This window comes from Streptomyces sp. NPDC023481 (assembly GCF_055560195.1).
In genome coordinates, this window is record NZ_JBVHJE010000013.1 from 238,660 (window position 1) to 256,213 (window position 17,554).

General features: G+C 70.4%; 9 protein-coding genes, 1 tRNA gene and 1 rRNA gene. 1 reads left to right on the forward strand and 10 read right to left on the reverse strand.

Annotated elements, in window-relative coordinates; genetic code table 11:
- Window positions 1-25: 25 nt before the first annotated feature.
- The 7 genes from ACZ3ZD_RS25095 to ACZ3ZD_RS25125 all read right to left on the reverse strand — a co-directional run bounded on the left by ACZ3ZD_RS25095 (window position 26) and on the right by ACZ3ZD_RS25125 (window position 13,316).
- Window positions 26-571, reverse strand: coding sequence for a CinA family protein (locus tag ACZ3ZD_RS25095; protein WP_467401366.1), 546 nt, complete (start codon window positions 569-571; stop codon window positions 26-28).
- Window positions 568-1,326 (reverse strand): CDP-diacylglycerol--glycerol-3-phosphate 3-phosphatidyltransferase, encoded by a 759-nt coding sequence (gene pgsA / locus ACZ3ZD_RS25100; protein WP_467401370.1) that lies wholly within the window; start codon window positions 1,324-1,326, stop codon window positions 568-570. Before pgsA ends, ACZ3ZD_RS25095 begins: the two co-directional genes overlap by 4 nt.
- Window positions 1,323-2,795, reverse strand: coding sequence for a 30S ribosomal protein S12 methylthiotransferase RimO (rimO, locus tag ACZ3ZD_RS25105; RefSeq protein WP_467401372.1), 1,473 nt, complete (start codon window positions 2,793-2,795; stop codon window positions 1,323-1,325). Before rimO ends, pgsA begins: the two co-directional genes overlap by 4 nt.
- 91 nt (window positions 2,796-2,886) lie before the next feature.
- The gene (locus ACZ3ZD_RS25110; RefSeq protein ID WP_467401375.1) at window positions 2,887-3,729 is read right to left on the reverse strand and encodes a helix-turn-helix domain-containing protein; all 843 of its coding nucleotides are present in this window, start codon (window positions 3,727-3,729) and stop codon (window positions 2,887-2,889) included.
- Window positions 3,730-4,010: 281 nt separating this feature from the next.
- Window positions 4,011-6,767 carry a DNA translocase FtsK gene (locus tag ACZ3ZD_RS25115; protein ID WP_467401377.1) on the reverse strand — a complete coding sequence of 919 codons (2,757 nt, stop codon included), beginning with the start codon at window positions 6,765-6,767 and terminating at the stop codon, window positions 4,011-4,013.
- A gap of 123 nt (window positions 6,768-6,890) precedes the next feature.
- Window positions 6,891-7,571 (reverse strand): response regulator, encoded by a 681-nt coding sequence (locus ACZ3ZD_RS25120; RefSeq protein ID WP_467401381.1) that lies wholly within the window; start codon window positions 7,569-7,571, stop codon window positions 6,891-6,893.
- A 282-nt stretch (window positions 7,572-7,853) separates the two neighbouring features.
- Complete coding sequence (locus ACZ3ZD_RS25125; protein WP_467401383.1) at window positions 7,854-13,316, reverse strand: HAMP domain-containing protein; 5,463 nt, start codon at window positions 13,314-13,316, stop codon at window positions 7,854-7,856.
- Between the two features lie 411 nt (window positions 13,317-13,727).
- Here ACZ3ZD_RS25125 and ACZ3ZD_RS25130 point away from each other — a divergent pair, with 411 nt between their 5' ends.
- Window positions 13,728-16,487: a SpoIIE family protein phosphatase gene (locus tag ACZ3ZD_RS25130; RefSeq protein ID WP_467401386.1), complete on the forward strand. Its 2,760-nt coding sequence runs from the start codon at window positions 13,728-13,730 to the stop codon at window positions 16,485-16,487.
- A 48-nt stretch (window positions 16,488-16,535) separates the two neighbouring features.
- On the opposite strand, the gene ACZ3ZD_RS25135 is transcribed toward ACZ3ZD_RS25130, so the two are convergent.
- From ACZ3ZD_RS25135 to rrf, 3 genes are all read right to left on the reverse strand, one after another.
- A tRNA-Thr gene (locus ACZ3ZD_RS25135) sits at window positions 16,536-16,608 on the reverse strand.
- Window positions 16,609-16,692: 84 nt separating this feature from the next.
- Window positions 16,693-17,355 carry a DegT/DnrJ/EryC1/StrS family aminotransferase gene (locus tag ACZ3ZD_RS25140; protein WP_467401402.1) on the reverse strand — a complete coding sequence of 221 codons (663 nt, stop codon included), beginning with the start codon at window positions 17,353-17,355 and terminating at the stop codon, window positions 16,693-16,695.
- A 114-nt stretch (window positions 17,356-17,469) separates the two neighbouring features.
- A 5S ribosomal RNA gene (gene rrf / locus ACZ3ZD_RS25145) occupies window positions 17,470-17,554 on the reverse strand; the annotation flags it as partial.

The following is a 17,554-nucleotide window of genomic DNA, read 5'->3' on the forward strand; positions in this document are numbered from 1 at the left end:
TCGTGTTCACTCAGGGCTGCAAACATCAAAACCCCCCGTTCCGTTCCGTATCCTGTGCCCGCTCATTCCCGGTCTGTTCGCCCGCAAGCTCTTCCAGGAGCGCCGCGAGTACGCTCCGTACACTCTCCATACGAATTTCCGCGCGGCCGCCGTTCAACCGCAGAGCCTCGACTTTTCCGCCACCGGCAGAACCGGCTCGGTCGGTGCGAGGGCCCTCGACGGCCACGAAGACCGTCCCGACGGGCTTGCCGTCCTGTGGGTCGGGGCCGGCGACCCCGGTGGTCGCGAGGCCCCAGTCGGCGCGCAGCGCCTTGCGGACGCCGGCCGCCATCTGGCCCGCGACCTGCGGATCCACCGCTCCGCGCTGGGCCAGCAGGGTGGCGTCGACGCCCAGCAGCTCGTGCTTCAGCTCGGTGGCGTAGGCGGTGATCGAGCCCCGGAAGACCCGGGAGGCCCCGGGTACGGCGGTGATCTCCGCCGCCACCAGGCCACCGGTCAGCGACTCGGCGACGGCGAGGGTCTCGCCCCTCACGGTCAGTAGTCGCACCAGTTCGGCGGCCTCGGAACTCACGCTTCCTTCTCCTCCAACGCCGCGGCACGCTCGGCGATTCCCCGCCGGCGCAGCACTATGGCTTGTCTTATGTAGTCGAGGCCGGTCACGACCGTGAGGACGACCGCCGCGGCCATCACCCAGAACCTCAGGGTGGCCAGCCACCCCGTCAGCGCCAGGACGTACATCCCGACGGCCACGCCCTGGGTGAGCGTCTTCAGCTTGCCGCCGCGGCTGGCGGGGATCACGCCGTAACGGATGACCAGGAAACGCAGCAGCGTGATGCCGAGTTCCCGGCCGAGGATCACGGCCGTCACCCACCACGGCAGATCGCCGAGGGCGGACAGGCAGATGAGCGCCGCACCCATGATCGCCTTGTCGGCGATGGGGTCGGCGATCTTCCCGAAGTCGGTGACGAGGTTGTACGTCCGCGCCAGGTGACCGTCGAACAGGTCGGTGATCATGGCGATGGCGAAGGCGGCCCAGGCCACGGAGCGCCAGGCCGGGTCGTAGCCACCGCCGGTCAGCATCAGGGCCACGAAGCCGGGGACCAGCAGCAGGCGGAGCATCGTCAGCAGATTGGCGACGTTCCAGACGCTCGCCTGGTTGACGGCCGCGGCCGCGATCTTCCCGCCGCGCGCGGGCTTGCCGCCGTCGGGAGCCGTGGCCGGGCCCGAAGCTGGGCCGGAGACCTCGGACCGGGCGCCGTCGGCGGCCCCCCGGGTGCCCTGCGCGCCGGAGGAGCCGCCCGCGGCGGACGCCGGGACTCCGGTCATCTGCCCGCCTCCTCACTACACGCGAGCGAGCCGGTCAGCGGCTCGGCCACCAGGTCGACACCTTCCGTACCGACCACCTTTGCCTCGACCATACGTCCGACGCTCAGGCCCGCGCCGCTCGTGAGCAGCACCTGGCCGTCGGTCTCGGGCGCCTGGTGCGCGGCCCGGCCGTGGACGCCCTCCTCCTCGTCCACGGACTCCACCAGGACCCGGAGGGTCTCGCCGACGCGCTCCTCGGCGCGCTGCGAGACGAGCTCCTCGGCGAGCCGGGAGATGTGGGCCAGGCGCTCGGCGACGACGTCCTCGTCCAGCTTGTTGCCGTAGGTCGCCGCTTCCGTGCCCTCCTCGTCGGAGTAGCCGAAGACGCCGATGGCGTCGAGCCGGGCGCCGTTCAGGAAGCGCTCCAGTTCGGCCAGGTCGGACTCGCTCTCGCCGGGGAAGCCGACGATGAAGTTGGAGCGCACGCCGGCCTCGGGTGCCTTGCTGCGGATGGTGTCGAGCAGCTCCAGGAACCGGTCGGTGTCGCCGAAGCGGCGCATGGCGCGCAGCACGTCGGGCGCGGAGTGCTGGAAGGACAGGTCGAAGTACGGGGCGACCTTGGGGGTGGAGGTCAGCACGTCGATGAGGCCCGGGCGCATCTCGGCCGGCTGGAGGTAGCTCACCCGCACCCGCTCGATGCCGTCGACCTCGGCCAGCTCCGGCAGCAGGGACTCCAGCAGGCGGATGTCGCCGAGGTCCTTGCCGTAGGAGGTGTTGTTCTCGGAGACCAGCATGATCTCCTTGACGCCCTGCTCGGCCAGCCAGCGGGTCTCGTTCAGGACGTCGCTGGGGCGGCGGGAGATGAAGGAGCCGCGGAAGGACGGGATGGCGCAGAAGGAGCAGCGCCGGTCGCAGCCGGAGGCCAGCTTGACCGAGGCGACCGGGGAGCCGTCCAGGCGGCGGCGCAGGGGCGCGCGCGGGCCGGAGGCGGGCGCGACGCCTTCCGGCAGGTCGGCGGGGCCGTGCCCGGGCAGGGCGACCGCGGCGGCCGACTCCTGGCGCTCGGCCGGGCTGATCGGCAGCAGCTTGCGCCGGTCGCGCGGCGTGTGGGAGGCGTGGATGCCGCCGGACAGGATGGTCTGCAGGCGGCCGGAGATGTCCGTGTAGTCGTCGAAGCCGAGCACGCCGTCGGCCTCGGGCAGCGCCTCGGCCAGCTCCTTGCCGTACCGCTCGGCCATGCAGCCCACGGCCACGACGGCCTGGGTTCTTCCCTGGCCCTTGAGGTCGTTGGCCTCCAGGAGGGCGTCGACGGAGTCCTTCTTCGCGGCCTCCACGAAGCCACAGGTGTTGACCACGGCGACGTCGGCGTCCGCGGCGTCCTCGACGAGCTGCCAGCCGTCCGCCTCCAAACGGCCTGCGAGCTCCTCGGAATCCACCTCGTTACGAGCGCAGCCGAGAGTGACGAGTGCGACGGTACGGCGTTCAGGCATGGGCTCAAGACTACTTTGTCTCACTGACAGCCCACGTCGACGGGGTTGGCCGATTGCGGCCGACTCCGTCACATCCGCCGCGGCGGGCCGGTCAGCCCGCCACCGGGTCGCCCTTGGTGTAGGTGAGCCGCTCCACCGCGCCGGCCCGGAAGGTGTCCTCGATCTTCTTGCCGTTGACGTACAGCTCGATCGCGCCGGCGTCGCCGAGGATCAGGTTGATCTTGGAGCTGTCCTGGAAGGTCTTGGACTGGCCCTTGTTCAGCAGCCCGTCGAAGAGCATCCGGCCGTTGTGGTCCTTGGCGGAGATCCAGCTGCGTCCGTTGGGGGCGCTGACCTGGACGGTCACCTTGTCCTGGGGCGCGGCGGCGATGGCGCTGTCGGAGGGCTCGCCGGTGGGCTCGGCGGGCTTGCGCTTCTCCGGCGTGGGCGAGGCCGACTTCACCGTGGCGTGCGTGGCACCCTCGGCGACCTGCGACTTCGCGTCGGCGGAGTGGTCGCCGCCCTTGACCGCGGTGAACCCGACGAACCCGATCACGACGACGATCGCGGCGACCATCGCCGCGGTCCAGTTCGGGCCGCGCCGCTCGGGCCGGATCCGCTCCGCCTCGAACAGGGGTGCGGCGGGGGTGGGCGCGGGCCGGCCGCCGTGCTCGGCGTCGTACTGGGCGATCAGCGGTGCGGGATCCAGGCGGACGGCCCTGGCCAACGTGCGGATGTGCCCACGGGCGTACACGGCGCCGCCGCAGGGGGCGAAGTCGTCCGCCTCGATGGCGCGCACGATGGCGATACGGACACGAGTGGCACTGCTGACGTCGTCCACGGTGAGCCCGGCCGCGATCCGCGCCTGCTGCAGCGCGCGGCCCACGGAGGGTCGGGCTTCCTGGGACTCGTCTCGGAACGGACGCTCGTCTTCAGGGGAGTTGCCGATGGACACGGGGGCGCCTTTCGAGCGTATAGCCACCTGTGCTGGAAGCTCAGTCTAGGGGGGGTACGAAAGGGTGGGGCAACCGGGCGGTGGGACTTTGTACGCCATCGGAATGGCCCGACACCCCGAGGACGCGACAGGCAGGTACCCCGGGATGCGGGCCCTACCTGTCCTCTCGCTCAACTGGACGTACGACAAAGGGAAACGGTTGCTCACCGACATCTAACAGGTGGATCACGGCGATCCCGCCGGCCGGCGTATCCGGCGTCCGCCGAACGGCCCTCCGCCCCTCACCCCTCGGTCTCCCCACGGATCACGGCGAGCACACCGTCCAGCTCGTCGGGTTTCACGAGAACGTCACGTGCCTTGGACCCCTCACTCGGCCCCACGATGTTGCGGGACTCCATGAGGTCCATCAGGCGCCCGGCCTTGGCGAAGCCGACACGCAGCTTGCGCTGGAGCATCGAGGTCGACCCGAACTGGGTGGAGACGACCAGCTCGGCCGCCTGGCACAGCAGGTCCAGGTCGTCGCCGATGTCCTCGTCGATCTCCTTCTTCTGCTTGGTGCCCACGGTGACGTCGTCCCGGAAGACGGGCGCCATCTGGTCCTTGCAGTGCTGGACGACGACCGCGACCTCCTCCTCGGTCACGAAGGCGCCCTGCATACGGGTCGGCTTGTTCGCGCCCATCGGCAGGAACAGGCCGTCGCCCTTGCCGATGAGCTTCTCGGCGCCGGGCTGGTCGAGGATGACCCGGGAGTCGGCGAGCGAGGACGTGGCGAAGGCCAGCCGGGACGGTACGTTGGCCTTGATCAGACCGGTGACCACGTCGACCGAGGGACGCTGGGTGGCGAGGACCAGGTGGATGCCGGCCGCGCGCGCGAGCTGCGTGATGCGCACGATCGCGTCCTCGACGTCACGCGGGGCCACCATCATCAGGTCCGCCAGCTCGTCCACGATCACCAACAGGTACGGGTACGGCTGCAGCTCCCGCTCGCTGCCTTCGGGCGGCTTGACCTTGCCCTCGCGCACCGCGCGGTTGAAGTCGTCGATGTGCCGGTACCCATAGGCGGCCAGGTCGTCATACCTGAGGTCCATCTCGCGGACCACCCACTGCAGCGCCTCGGCGGCCCGCTTCGGGTTGGTGATGATCGGTGTGATCAGGTGCGGGATGCCCTCGTAGGCGGTCAGCTCGACCCGCTTGGGGTCGACCAGGATCATCCGGACGTCCTCCGGAGTCGCCCGCATCATCACCGAGGTGATCAGACAGTTGATGCAGGACGACTTGCCGGATCCGGTCGCGCCGGCCACCAGCATGTGCGGCATCTTCGCCAGCGAGTGCATGACGTACCCGCCCTCGACGTCCTTGCCGAAGGCGACCAGCATCGGGTCGTCGTCCTCGGCGGACTCCGCGAGCCGCAGCACGTCGCCGAGGTTGACCATCTCCCGGTCGGTGTTCGGGATCTCGATGCCCACCGCGGACTTGCCGGGGATGGGGCTGATGATCCGCACGTCCGGGCTGGCGACGGCGTAGGCGATGTTCTTGGTCAGGGCGGTGATCCGCTCGACCTTCACGGCGGGACCCAGCTCCACCTCGTAGCGGGTGACCGTCGGGCCGCGGGTGAAGCCGGTGACGGCCGCGTCGACCTTGAACTCGGTGAAGACCTGGGTGAGCGAGGCGACGACCGCGTCGTTGGCGGCGCTGCGCGCCTTGCCGGGGCCGCCGCGGGTCAGCAGGTCCAGCGAGGGCAGCGCGTAGGTGATGTCGCCGGACAGCTGGAGCTGCTCCGCGCGCGCGGGCAGCTCGCGGGGTGCCTCGGGGGCCTTCTTGGTCAGGTCGGGGACCGTCCCGGCCCGGGGTTTGTCCTGCTGCTCGGCCCTGAGCTCCTCCTGCTGGGGGCGGGCGGCCGGGACCGGCGCCGACGCGGGCGCGGGCGTGGGCACCGGGGTGGTGTCCTCGCGTTCGCCCACGCTCACCCCCTGGGTGAGGTCGGCGACGATCGGGGACGGCGGCATGCCGTGCTGCACGGCGCCGTCGAGCGCGGCGGCAGCGGCGGCCGCGACGTCCACGGCGTCCAGCTGCCGCTGCGGGTCCGGCTGGGGCAACGCGGAGCGCCTGGGGCGCCCGCGGCGCTGGGTGAGGGCCTCCTCCTCGGCGCGCTCCGGGTCGTACGCCTGAGGGGCGCCCGAGCGCCTGCCCGGACGCGCGGGCCTCGCCTGGCGCCACTGCTCGTCGTAGTCCTCGTCGTCCACGACGAACCGGTCCGCTTCCGGATCATGCAGCACACCGAGGTGGACGCCGAGCATCCGCAGCCGCTGCGGGATGGCGTTCACGGGGGTGGCGGTCACCACGAGCAGCCCGAAGACCGTCAGCAGCACCAGCAGCGGTACGGCGAGCACCTCGCTCATGGTGTACGTCAGCGGGGTGGCCGCCGCCCAGCCGATGAGGCCGCCGGCGTCCCTTATGCCCTGCATGCCGGCGCTGCGCGCGGGCGAGCCGCAGGCGATGTGGACCTGGCCGAGCACGCCGACGACGAGCGCGGACAGGCCGATCACGATCCGCCCGTTGGCCTCCGGCTTCTCCGGGTGCCGCACGAGCCGTACGGCGATCACCGCGAACAGTATCGGCACCAGCAGGTCCAGGCGGCCGAAGGCGCCGGTGACCAGGATCTCGATCAGGTCGCCGACGGGCCCGCGCAGGTCCGCCCAGGTGCCGGCGGCGACGATCAGCGCGATGCCGAACAGCATCAGCGCGGTGCCGTCCTTGCGGTGGGCCGGGTCGAGGTTCTTCGCGCCCTGCCCTATGCCGCGGAAGACGGCGCCGACGGCGTGCGCGAGGCCGAGCCAGAGGGCGCGCACCAGCCGGTACACGCCCCCGGTGGGGCTGGGTGCCGGCCTCGCGGGCACGGCCTTCTTCACCGCGGCCTTCCTGGCGGGCGCCCTCTTGGCCGGGGCCTTCTTCACGGCGGCCTTCCGCGCCGGAGCCTTCGCGGGAGCGGCCGCCTTCCTGGCGGGCTGCTTCTTGGCGGCGGAGGGACGTGAGGCCATGGTGTGAGGTTACCGGGGGAGACGACTGCGGACACGTGTGCCCACAGCTTCACCCGTTCGTGTCGTGCCTGCCGGGACCCGGAACTGACGCACGCTCATCCGTAACTGCTGCCCCTGCGTGGGTCAGTTCTGCGAGGGCACCGGCGCTCCCGCACCGCCCGAGCCCGGCTCCAGCGCGTCGAGGGCGCGGCGCAACCCGGTGAGCTTGCGCTCCAGATGGGCCGCCGTGGCCACCGCCGCCGCGTCCGCGGAGTCGTCGTCCAGCTGCTTGGACAGCGCCTCGGCCTGCTCCTCCACGGCCGCGAGCCGCGCGGACAGCTCGGCGAGCAGCCCGGCCGACTCCTTGCCGGCCACACCGCCCTTGCCCCCGCCCTCCAACTGCAGCCGCAGCAGTGCCGCCTGCTCGCGGAGCTGGCAGTTCTTCATGTACAGCTCGACGAAGACCGAGACCTTCGCGCGCAGCACCCACGGGTCGAACGGCTTGGAGATGTAGTCCACCGCGCCCGCCGCATAGCCCCGGAAGGTGTGGTGCGGGCCGTGGTTGATCGCCGTGAGGAAGATGATCGGGATGTCCCGGGTCCGCTCGCGCCGCTTGATGTGCGCGGCGGTCTCGAACCCGTCCATGCCCGGCATCTGGACATCCAGCAGAATGACCGCGAAATCGTCCGTGAGCAGCGCTTTGAGCGCTTCCTCCCCGCTCGATGCCCGCACCAGCGTCTGATCGAGCGCAGAGAGGATGGCCTCCAGCGCCAGCAGATTCTCCGGCCGGTCATCGACCAGGAGGATCTTGGCCTTCTGCACCATGGCCCGCCCTCCTCGCCCCGGCGGTACACCGGGCGCCGCCCCAGGGGACGACTCCCTTTCGCCGCCCGTCCTTGTGCCGGTCATCGTAGCCGCACCCCGCCTGTCGCCACACCCTGTCACTGCGATGTCACTGTGCACGTACTGCAAACGCGGCCCGGCCCCGGAAAGTTCCCGGAATCCGGGATTCCGTGCACTTCCGGCCTTCATCATGCAGCAACTCCCGGCACACGCCGGAAGTTCCCCGCGCATGTGCCGCGTGTCCGGCCGTACCGCCCGCCGTGCTCACTCCGCCCTCATCCACTGGTGCATCACCGTCAGCAGGTGATCGGGGTCGACCGGCTTGGTGACGTAGTCGGAGGCCCCCGACTCGAGCGCCTTCTCCCGGTCGCCCTTCATCGCCTTCGCGGTGAGCGCGATGATCGGCAGCCCCGAGAACTGCGGCATCCTACGGATCGCGGTGGTCGTCGCGTACCCGTCCATCTCGGGCATCATGATGTCCATCAGGACGACCGCCACGTCGTCGTGCTGCTCCAGCACCTCGATGCCCTCGCGGCCGTTCTCGGCGTACAGCACGGACAGGCCGTGCTGCTCCAGGACGCTGGTGAGCGCGAACACGTTGCGGATGTCGTCGTCGACGATCAGCACCTTCTCGCCGCCGAACCGTGCCGCGTGGACCTCCTGCGGCGCGTGCTCCTGCTCCGGTACGGCCGTCCACTGCTCGGGCCGCTGCGTCTCCTGCGGCAGGCTCCGCCGCCGGCGCCGGAAGAGCGCGGCGGCGCCGTTCTGCGTCTCCTGGTACGACTTCACCTCCGCCGGTGTCTCGATCTCCGCCGCGGACAGCTCCGAGGACAGCCGCGCCTCGGAGGCGGCGACCAGGTCACCGGCCTCCAGCGCGGGCGCGGGCTGCTGGTAGCCCTGCGGCGGCAGCTCGCTCGGGTGCAGAGGCAGGTACAGCGTGAACGTCGAGCCGCGGCCCGGTTCGCTCTGCGCGTGGATCTCGCCGCCGAGCAGCTGCGCGATCTCCCGCGAGATCGACAGGCCCAGGCCGGTGCCGCCGTACTTGCGGCTCGTCGTGCCGTCCGCCTGCTTGAACGCCTCGAAGATCACCCGCATCTTGCCGGCCGCGATACCGATGCCGGTGTCCGTCACCGAGAACGCGATCAGCGGCCCGTCCGGATCGGTCAGCGAACCGGCCTCCAGCAGCTGCTCGCGGATGCCCGCGGGCACGTCCGCGCCGGCCGGCCGGATCACCAGCTCCACCGACCCGGAGTCGGTGAACTTCACCGCGTTCGACAGCAGGTTGCGCAGCACCTGCAACAGCCGCTGCTCGTCGGTGTGCAGGGTGGCCGGCAGCTCCGGGGACACCCGTACGGACAGGTCCAGGCCCTTCTCCGCGGTCAGCGGCCGGAAGGTGGCCTCGACGTAGTCCACGAGCTGGACGAGCGCGATACGCGTCGGCGAGACGTCCATCTTGCCCGCCTCGACCTTCGACAGGTCCAGGATGTCGTTGATCAGCTGGAGCAGGTCGGAGCCGGCGCCGTGGATGGTCTCGGCGAACTCGACCTGCTTCGGCGAGAGGTTGCCCTCGGCGTTGTCCGCGAGCAGCTTCGCCAGGATGAGCAGCGAGTTGAGCGGCGTGCGCAGCTCGTGCGACATGTTGGCGAGGAACTCGCTCTTGTAGCGCATGGAGACCGCGAGCTGCTCGGCGCGCTCCTCCAGGACCTGCCGGGCCTCCTCGATCTCGGTGTTCTTCACCTCGATGTCCCGGTTCTGCCGGGCCAGCAGCTCGGCCTTCTCCTCCAGCTCGGCGTTGGAGGCCTGCAGCGCCTTCTGCCGGTTCTCCAGCTCGGCCGACCGCTCCCGCAGCTGCTCGGTCAGCTCCTGCGACTGCTTGAGCAGCTGTTCGGTCTTGGTGTTGACCGAGATGGTGTTGACGCTGGTCGCGATCATCTCGGCGATCTGGTTGAGGAAGTCCTTCTGGATGTGCGTGAACGGCGTGAAGGACGCCAGCTCGATCACGCCGAGCACCTTGCCCTCGAACAGCACCGGCAGCACGATCACCTGCGCGGGCGGCGCCTCGCCGAGCCCGGAGGAGATCTTCAGGTAGCCGCTGGGCGCACGGTCCACCAGGATCGTGCGCTTCTCCTCGGCGGCCGTGCCGATCAGCGCCTCGCCGGGCCGGAACGACGTCGGCATGGAGCCCATCGAGTAGCCGTACGAGCCCAGCATCCGCAGCTCGTAGTCGTCCTCCCCGTTGCCGACGCCCTTGCCCTCCATGAGCGGCATCGCCAGGAAGAAAGCACCGTGCTGCGCGGACACCACCGGCGTCAGCTCGCTCATGATCAGCGAGGCCACGTCCTCGAGGTCCCGGCGGCCCTGCATGAGGGCGGAGATACGGGCCAGGTTGCCCTTGAGCCAGTCCTGCTCCTTGTTGGCGATCGTGGTGTCGCGCAGGTTGGCGATCATCTTGTTGATGTAGTCCTGCAGCTCCTGGATCTCGCCGGAGGCGTCCACGTCGATCTTCAGGTTCAGGTCGCCACGGGTCACCGCGGTCGCCACGCGCGCGATGGCACGCACCTGCCGGGTCAGGTTCCCGGCCATCTCGTTCACCGACTCGGTGAGGTCCCGCCAGGTGCCGTCGACGTCCCGCACGCGTGCCTGACCGCCCAGCTGGCCTTCCGTACCCACCTCGCGGGCCACACGCGTGACCTCTTCGGCGAAGCTTGACAGCTGGTCAACCATCGTGTTGATCGTCGTCTTCAGCTCAAGGATCTCACCGCGGGCGTCAATGTCGATCTTCTTGGTCAGGTCGCCCTTGGCGATGGCCGTGGTCACCATGGCGATGTTGCGCACCTGACCGGTCAGGTTGGACGCCATCTGGTTCACCGACTCGGTGAGGTCCTTCCAGGTGCCGGCCACACCGGGCACGTGCGCCTGACCGCCCAGGATGCCGTCCGTGCCCACCTCGCGGGCCACCTTGGTGACCTGGTCGGCGAACGAACTGAGGGTCTTCACCATGGTGTTGATGGTGTCGGCGAGCTGCGCGACCTCACCGCGCGCCTCGATCGTCACCTGCCGCGTTAGGTCACCGTTGGCCACCGCCGCGGCCACCTGGGAGATGTTCCGCACCTGCATGGTCAGGTTGTTGGCCATCAGGTTGACGTTGTTGCTGAGGTCCTTCCAGATGCCGGTCACGCCCGGGACGTGCGCCTGGCCGCCCAGGATGCCCTCGGTGCCCACCTCGCGGGCCACCCGGGTCACCTGCTCGGCGAAGCTTGACAGCTGGTCAACCATGGTGTTGACCGTCGTGACGAGCTCAAGGATCTCGCCCTTCGCGTCAACAGTGATCTTCTTCGACAGGTCACCCTTGGCGACCGCCGTCGTCACCTCGGCGATGTTGCGCACCTGGATGGTCAGGTTGTTCGCCATGAAGTTCACGGACTGCGTGAGGTCCTTCCAGGTGCCGGAGACACCCTGCACCTCGGCCTGGCCGCCGAGCATGCCCTCCGTACCCACCTCACGGGCCACCCGCGTGACCTCCTGGGCGAACGACGACAGCTGGTCGACCATCGTGTTCAGGGTGTTCTTCAGCTCCAGGATCTCCCCGCGCGCGTCCACGGTGATCTTCTGGGAGAGGTCACCGCGCGCCACCGCCGTGGCGACCTGCGCGATGTTGCGCACCTGGGCCGTCAGGTTGCCGGCCATGCCGTTCACGGAGTCCGTCAGGTCCCGCCACACACCCGCGACCCCGGGCACCTGCGCCTGCCCGCCGAGCCGGCCCTCCGTGCCCACGTCCCGCGCGACACGGGTCACCTGGTCGGCGAAGGCGGACAGCTGATCCACCATCGTGTTGATCGTGTTCTTCAGCTCGAGGATCTCGCCACGCGCGTCGACATCGATCTTCTGCGACAGGTCACCGCGCGCCACCGCCGTCGTCACCTGGGCGATCTGCCGCACCTGGGACGTCAGGTTGCCGGCCATGAAGTTGACGGAGTCCGTCAACTCCTTCCACGTACCGGAGACGCCGTCCACCCGGGCCTGACCGCCCAGCCGGCCCTCCGTACCCACGTCCCGGGCCATCCGCGTGACCTGGTCGGCGAAGCTCGACAGCTGGTCCACCATCGTGTTCACGGTGTTCTTCAGCTGGAGCATCTCACCGGACACGTCCACGGTGACCTTCTGCGACAGGTCACCGTTGGCCACCGCCGTGGTCACCTGGGCGATGTTGCGCACCTGCCCGGTGAGGTTGCGGAACGCAGTGTTGACGGAGTCGGTCAAGTCCTTCCAGGTACCGGCCGCCCCGGGCACCTGTGCCTGACCGCCCAGCTCACCCTCGACACCGATCTCCCGCGCGACCCGCGTCACCTCGGCACCGAACGCCGACAGCTGGTCCACCATCCCGTTGACGGTGTTCTTCAGCTCCAGCATCTCGCCGGCCACGTCGACGGTGACCTTCTGCGACAGGTCACCGCTGGCCACCGCGGTCGTCACGGCGGCGATGTCCCGCACCTGCGTGGTCAGGTTCCGGAACACCGTGTTGACGGAGTCCGTCAGGTCCTTCCACGTACCCGCCGCGCCCGGCACGTTCGCCTGCCCGCCGAGCCGGCCCTCCGCGCCGACCTCGTTCGCCACCCGGGTGACCTCGTCCGCGAAGATCCGCAGCGTCTCGGTCATCTGGTTGATGGTCTCGGCCAGCTGCGCGACCTCCCCGCGCGCGGGGACGGTCACCTTCTGCGACAGGTCACCGTTGGCGACCGCCGTCGTGACCTGCGAGATCCCGCGCACCTGCGCGGTCAGGTTGCCCGCCATCGTGTTGACGGAGTCGGTCAGCTCCTTCCACACGCCGGCCACCTCGGGCACCTGCGCGCGGCCGCCCAGGATGCCCTCGGTGCCCACTTCCCGGGCCACCCGGGTGACCTCGGAGGAGAAGGCCGACAGCTGGTCCACCATCGTGTTGACGGTGTTCTTCAGCTCCAGCATCTCGCCGGCGACGTGGACGGTCACCTTGCGGGACAGATCGCCCTTCGCGACCGCCGTGGTCACCAGCGCGATGTCCCGCACCTGTGCGGTCAGCCGGTCCGCCATCGTGTTGACGGACTCGGTCAGGTCCTTCCACGAACCGGACATACCGCGCACCCGGGCCTGGCCGCCGAGCTTGCCCTCGGTGCCGACCTCGCTGGCCACGCGCGTGACCTCGTCCGTGAACGTCGACAACTGGTCGACCAGGTTGTTCACCGTACGGCCGACCTTGAGGAACTCACCCCGCAGCGGATGGCCCGTACCGTCGTCCGCCGCCTGCGTCCGCAACTCCATCCGGGGCGACAGATCACCCTCGGCGACCGCCGTGAGCACCCGGCTGACCTCGGACACCGGCCAGACCAGATCGTCCACCAGCGCGTTGGAGTGGTCGATGGCCGCCGCCCAGGAGCCCTCGCAGGCCCCCGTCTCCAGGCGTTCCGTGAGTTTTCCCTCACGCCCCACCATGCGCCGCACCCGCGCCAGCTCACCGGTCAGGTGCAGGTTCCGGTCGGCCACCTCGTTGAAGACGGCCGCGATCTCCGACATCACACCGTCGCCGGACACCGTGAGCCGCTTGCGGAAGTTCCCGTCCCGCATCGACACGAGAGCCGCCAGCAGCCGGTTCAGGGCAGCCGTGTCCACGGTGGTCGTGCCGCCGCTCCTGCCCAGGGACGGTCCGCCTTTCGCGCGCGTCTTCGTGCCTCGCGTCGCCGCGCCAGACTCCACTGTGTCCCTCCCGGAGGGGTAGACCGTTACTGCTGTGCTCGGCCGCTTCGGCCCCGGCGTGCCGGTCATCGGCATACCGGATACTTCCGCGTACCGGTTACTGCTGCGTATATCCGCCAGACGAGATCCGGCCACACCAGGGGCTGCTGCCCGCCCTGCACGGAACACACGCAGCCGGACCCGACCTACATCAGAAGCCTGCCCAGTGTTTCACCCCGGCCCAACCAGGCCATAACAGTTCGGCAGCTTCGCACATCGTCCGCACACCCCGCGGGTGTGAACACCCGCGACCGGCATCCGCTCGGACGGCGAAGGTAAGTAACCTTGCATGCGGCTGTCCAGCCGCACCGGTCCGACCGGCCTGGGCGGTGGCACGAGTACGAGCGGGCATCGGAGGAGCGGCCGGACACCATGACCACCGGACTGATCCCCGGGGGACAGCCCCCGGAGCCACAGCCGACGGGCGAGCTGATGCCGCAGCAGCGTCGCGAGCCGGCCGGCCCCGCAGCCCTGCATGTCGACGACCGGCCGAGGAGTTCTGTGATCACCGCGCGCGCGGCTGCCAGTTTCGAGCCCGTCGGACGATCGGTCGCAACCGCCCGGTCCTTCGTCCGCGACACCCTCCAGGGCTGGGGCTTCGCCGACATCGTCGACGACGCGGTCGTCCTCACCAGCGAGCTGGTGACCAACGCCGTCGTCCACGCGGGCACCCACGCGGAGGTGCTGTGCCTGCGCACCGAGGACGGCGCGCGCATCGAGGTCTCCGACCGCTACCCGGAGCGCGAGGTCCCGATCCACACCGCCACGGCCACCATGGGCAGCCCCGACCGCGAGGGCGGCCGCGGCCTCCAGCTCTGCGCCGCCCTGGCCACCCGCTGGGGCGTGGACTACACCCCCACCCACAAGAACGTCTGGTTCCAGCTCAACCTGCCCGAGCGCCCGGTCGGCACCCGCACCGCCGGCCCCGCCCTGCCCGCCGACCTCCTCCCGCTGGCCGACGGCCGGGTCCGCGTCGCCGTCCTCCAGGTCGACCGGAAGGGCAGCGTCAGCGCCTGGAACGAGGACGCGGAAGAGCTGTTCGGCTACCCGGCCTCCGACGTCATCGGCAAGCCCCTCACCGAGCTGGCCGCCTGGCCGCACACCCCGGGCACCGGCACCGGCATCGCCGAGGCCCTCCAGCTCTCCCGCTGGGAGGGCACCTACGGCATCCGCGGCGCCGACGGCCGCGTCGCCCAGGTCTACGCCTCCCACCTCAGGGTCCGCGACACCGGCGGCGAGCCCTCCACCGTCTGCCTCCTGGTCCGCGACCACGAGCGCGCCGTCCTGCAGACGCCGTCCCGCGTCCCGGCCTCCGACCAGTCCCCCGGCTCCGACGGGCAGAGCGCCGACCCCTTCGAGGTGTTCATCGGCTCCCCCGCCCCGGACGACCTCGACGGCCTGCTCCAGCGCACGGTGGAACGCGCCCGCGACATGCTCGACGGCGACTCCGCGTTCCTGCTGCTCGCCACCGACGACGAGACGGAACTGGAGGTCCGCGCCTCCACCGGCCTGCCCTCCGCCCGCCAGCGTTTCGCGCGCGTGCCCGTCGAGGCCGGCCCGGGCCGCTACGGCTCCGCGCGCATGCCCGCCGTCCACGACGACCTCGCCGCCGTCCCCGGTGCCGTACCCCTGCTCGCCGGCACCGGCATGCGCTCGGTCGTCACCGTCCCGCTGAAGGTCGAGGGCCGCCTCACCGGCTCCCTCGGCGTCGCCGCCGAGGCGCCCGCCAGGTACACCAACGAGGAGGCGCTGCGGCTGCAGTTCGCCGCCGACCGCATCGCCCTGGCCGTCGAGTCGGCCCGCCTCGGCGAACTGGAACGGCTGCGCCGCGGCTCCCTGAGCTTCCTGGTCGAGGCCTCCGACCTGCTGGCCGGCACCCTGGACCGAGACCAGACGCTGGCCCTGATGGCTCAGATGACGGTCCCCACGCTGGCCACCTGGTGCGCGGTGTACACCATCGCCGACCAGGCCTCCGAGCCGTACCTGTCGTACGTCCTGCACGAGGACGAGGAACTCATCGACGGCATCAAGTCGTTGTTGTCGAAGGTGTCCCCGCCGGATCCGGTACCGACGCCCGGTGCCCGCGTCTGGAGCACCCCGGGCGAGGTCGCCCACCAGGCGGCCCTGCGCAGCTCCATGCGCAGCCTGGGCCTGACCGGCGGCCCCACGCAGCGGTTCGCCTCCGGCATCGGACCGACGCTGGCCACGGCCTCCGCGGTCGGCGGCGAGACGGTCGTCCTGCCGCTCGTCGCCCGCAACCGCGTCATCGGCATGCTGACCCTCGGCAAGCCCGCCGACGAGCACTTCCGCCAGGAGATCCTGGAGCTCGCCGAGGACCTGAGCCGCCGGGCCGCCCTGGCCCTGGACAACGCCCGCCTGTACTCGGAGCGCACGGCCATCAGCCAGTCCCTCCAGCGCAGCCTGCTCCCGCCGGGCCTGCCCCAGATCGACGGCGTCGAAGTCGAGGTCATCTACCGCGCGGCCGGCGAGGGCAACGAGGTCGGCGGCGACTTCTACGACCTGTTCCCCATCGGCAACGGCGCGTACGGCTTCGCCATCGGCGACGTCTGCGGTACGGGCCCCAACGCGGCGGCCGTCACCGGCCTCGCCCGGCACGCCCTGCGCCTGCTGGCCCGCGAGGGCCTGTCCGGACCGGCCGTGCTGGAGCGCCTGAACTGCGCGATCCTCGACGAGGGCGACCGCAGCCGCTTCCTGACCCTGCTCTACGGCGAGCTGCGCCCCCAGGAGGACGGCAGCGCCGAACTGAAGGTCGTCTGCGCCGGCCACCCGCTCCCGCTGCGCCTGCGCCAGGACGGCACGGTGACGGCCGCGGCCGAACCACAGCCGCTGCTGGGCGTCATCGAGGACCTGGAGCTGTACGAGGAGACGGTCACCCTCGACCCGGGTGACGTCCTGCTCTGCGTCACGGACGGCGTCACCGAACGCCGGGAGGGCACGCGCATGCTGGGCGACGACGGCCTCGCCGACGTCCTCACGACGTGCACGGGACTGACGGCGGGCGCGGTCGCGGCACGCATCATGCGCGCGGTCGAGCGCTTCGCCTCGGACGCTCCCTCCGACGACATGGCGATTCTGGCGATGCGCGTCCCGGGAATCCACAAGGAGACGTGAGAAAGCACGAAAAGGCCCCACCCGAAAAGGGTGGGGCCTTTTTGTCGGAGCCCCCAAACGGAATCGAACCGTTGACCTTCTCCTTACCATGGAGACGCTCTACCGACTGAGCTATAGGGGCCTGTCGTTTCCGAGGTTTCCCTCGCGGCGACGAAGAAACTGTACCCCGACCGGGCCCCAGTTCCCAAATTCGTTCGGTGCCCGGTCAGAAGGCGGGCTGGAGCAGGCCACCGAGGGCGTTGCAGGCGGACACGACGCGGTGCATCTCCCGTTTGGTGAGCGCCGCGTCCACGGGCAGCGCGAGCGTCTCGTCGGCGGCCAGCTCGGTCTGCGGCAACGACACGCACCGGCGGAACTCCGGCAGCCGGTGTACGGGCGTCTTCACCGGCACCCGGCAGTCGACTCCCCTGGTCCGCAGGGCCCGCGCGAAGGCGTCCCGGTCCGGCCGGCCGTTCCCCGGCACCCGCACCACGTACTGCTGGTAGGTGTGCCCGGCCCCACCGTCCGGCGTCCGTACGCCCTTCAACTTGGCGTCGAGATAGGCGGCCCGCTGCCTGCGCTGCGCCGTGTCGTCGTACGGCGCCTCGGACTCGCCCTGTTCCAGCACGAGCAGCCCGTGCCGCTGCCCGAGCGCGTGCAACCGCCCGATGTCCGCACGCCGTCCGAAGCGGTGTACGGCGACGACCGCGGCGGTACGGGGTGTTACGGCCACCTCGACGGCGTCCGGGTCCAGGCAGTAGGTCGCCGGGTCTATGTCGGCGAACACCGGGAGCGCACCGGCCAGGACGACGGCCTCGGCGACCTCGACGTTCCCGAAGGCCGGTACGACGACCTCGTCACCGGCTCCGACGCCGGCGGCCCTGAGCATTGCTGCAGTTCCCATGTCCGCGATGCTGGGCCGACAACGTGAACGACACGTTAAGCACAACAGAAAAAGGCCGGACCCCGAACCGAAGTTCAGGATCCGACCTTTTCAAAATTTGTTCGGCGGTGTCCTACTCTCCCACAGGGTCCCCCCTGCAGTACCATCGGCGCTGTGAGGCTTAGCTTCCGGGTTCGGAATGTAA